Source organism: Selenomonas sp. oral taxon 126 (assembly GCF_001683335.1).
Classification (GTDB): Bacteria; Bacillota; Negativicutes; order Selenomonadales; family Selenomonadaceae; genus Centipeda.
Genome location: NZ_CP016201.1, coordinates 2,225,098 through 2,227,543 on the forward strand (window position 1 = coordinate 2,225,098; position 2,446 = coordinate 2,227,543).

2 protein-coding genes are annotated in these 2,446 nt (G+C 52.4%); both read left to right on the top strand.

The features are described 5' to 3' along the window. The coding region (locus AXF19_RS10190) for a recombinase family protein (RefSeq protein WP_237141584.1) at positions 1-1,278 on the top strand (1,278 nt) is incomplete at its 5' end. Then, positions 1,263-2,446: recombinase family protein (locus tag AXF19_RS10195; protein WP_237141586.1), on the top strand; the 1,184-nt coding region annotated here is incomplete at its 3' end. The genes AXF19_RS10190 and AXF19_RS10195, both read left to right, overlap by 16 nt.

Consider the following 2,446-nt stretch of genomic DNA (forward strand, 5'->3'; position numbering starts at 1 on the left):
AAGCGGCTCATTGCGGACTGCGATGCCGGGAAGATTGATCTGGTACTCGTCAAAAGCATCAGCCGTTTTGCCCGTGACACCGTGGATTGCCTTCATACCGTCCGACAGTTGAAAGAGAAGGGGATTGCCGTCCGCTTCGAACGCGAGAACATTGATTCCACATCCGAGGACGGAGAACTCCTCTTGACGCTGCTCGCATCCTTTGCCCAAGAAGAGAGTCGGAGCATCGGCGACAACATCCGATGGGGCGTGCGGCGACGCTTCGCAGAGGGTATTCCGAACGGGCATAAAGCGCCTTACGGCTACCGATGGGACGGAGAGATGTTCCGCATTATCCCTGCCGAGAGTGAGATCGTAAAGGAGATTTTCCGTAGATACCTTGCCGAAGAATCTGCCTACACCATCGCAAAGACACTCGCGGGACGTGGAATCACAGGACGGCAGGGGAGACCAATCGAGCAGACCACAGTAAAGGATATTCTCTCCAACATCTCCTACACGGGGACGATGGCATTGCAGAAGAACTACATCAGTGAGGGACATGTCCGCAAGCAGAATAAAGGTGAGCTGCCAATGTATCTGGTGGATGGAGTGTTCGAGCCTCTGGTGTCAAAGACAGACTTCGATAAGGCACAGGAGACGCGAAGGTTACGAGCCAAACGGGCTGTGAATCGGAATCCTGTTCTTCTTCCGTTTTCCGGAATGGTGAAATGCGGATGCTGCGGCGGCGGCTTCAGCAGAAGAACCGCAGGGAAGTACAGACGGTGGGGCTGCAACACAAGAGAGCGGAAAGGTAGGGAATCCTGTGACAGCCGTCCGATCAAGGAAGAGGAGCTTGTGGCTGCGGTCAGAACCGTCATGGAGAAGGATGATTTTGATACTGCGGAACTTAGGCATAAGGTGTCAAAGATCGTCATTCACGGTGACTGTGTGGAATTTCACCTAACCAATGGCCGCATAAAAAAGACCGCCCGAATCTACAACGGACAGCGCGGCAGCAATCCCTTCACCAACAAAGTGTACTGCGCCTCCTGCGGCAGCAAGTGTGAGCGTGATACTTGGACGAAGGGAACTAAGGTATGGTCTTGCAGTCAGCCGCGCACGAAATGCCGATTGAAACGACTGCCCGAATCCGAACTAAAGGTAGCGGCAGAATCCTTGTTCGGCGATGGCTACGAGGGCAAGATCGTACAGAACGTCGAGCGGATTGTCATATCCGATGATGAAGTCATATTTCAACTCAAAGAAGGAGGCGCATACCGATGGCAAAGACAGTGAGGGTCATCCCTGCCAGTCCTAAAATCTTTCGTTCTGAGGTTACGGCAGAACCAAGACGGCGCAGGACGGCAGGATATGCCAGAGTTTCGACCGATCATGAAGAACAGGCTTCCAGTTACGAAATGCAGATGGCGCATTACAAGAACTACATCGAAAGCCGTGCAGACTGGGATTTCGTCGGCATGTATTCGGATGAAGGGATAAGTGGCACGAACACCAAGAAACGCGATGGCTTCAACCAAATGATCGAGGATGCCCTTGCCGGCAAGATCGACCTCATCATCACAAAGTCCGTCAGCCGCTTCGCGAGAAACACGGTGGATTCACTCCAAAACGTCCGTAAACTCAAGGAACATGGCGTAGAGATTTACTTTGAAAAAGAGAACATCTGGACGTTCGACACACGCGGAGAACTCCTGATCACGATTATGAGCTCGCTGGCTCAGGAGGAAAGTCGCAGCATCTCGGAGAACACCACATGGGGCAAGCGCAAGCAGTTCGCCGAGGGCAAGACCAGTGTGGGCTACAGTGCATTCCTCGGCTATGACAAGGATTTCAAAATCAACGAGGAACAGGCGCAAGTGGTGAAGCTCATCTACAAACTCTTCCTTGGCGGGCGATCCTTCTATGCGATTACCAAGGAACTGGAGAAGCGCGGCCTCAAATCCCCATCGGGAAAGGACAAGTGGTACATCTCCACGGTACGTTCCATTCTTACCAACGAGAAGTATCGTGGCGATGCACTAATTCAGAAAGAGTATACGGCAGACTTCCTCGATAAAACGCGACGGAAGAACACGGGCGAGATTCCGCAGTATTATGTGGAGGAGCATCACGAGGCAATTATCCCGCCGGACTTGTTTGATTTCGTCCAGTCAGAGATAAAGCGTAGAGAGCAGAATGGCAAGCACAGCGGCGTGAGCATCTTCGCGAACAAAATCAAATGCGGCTGCTGTGGCGGTTGGTACGGGGCTAAGGTATGGCATTCGACGGATAAGTACCGCAGAGTCATCTATCGCTGCAACAAGAAATATGCCCACAAGGGCAAGCCGTGCAGCACAAGGCATCTGACGGAAGAGGAAATCAAACGGATTTTCGTCAAGGCACTGAACTCCTTGGTGGAGGTCAAAGAGAAGGTGATTGTGGCACTCCAATCCCTGATTGACGA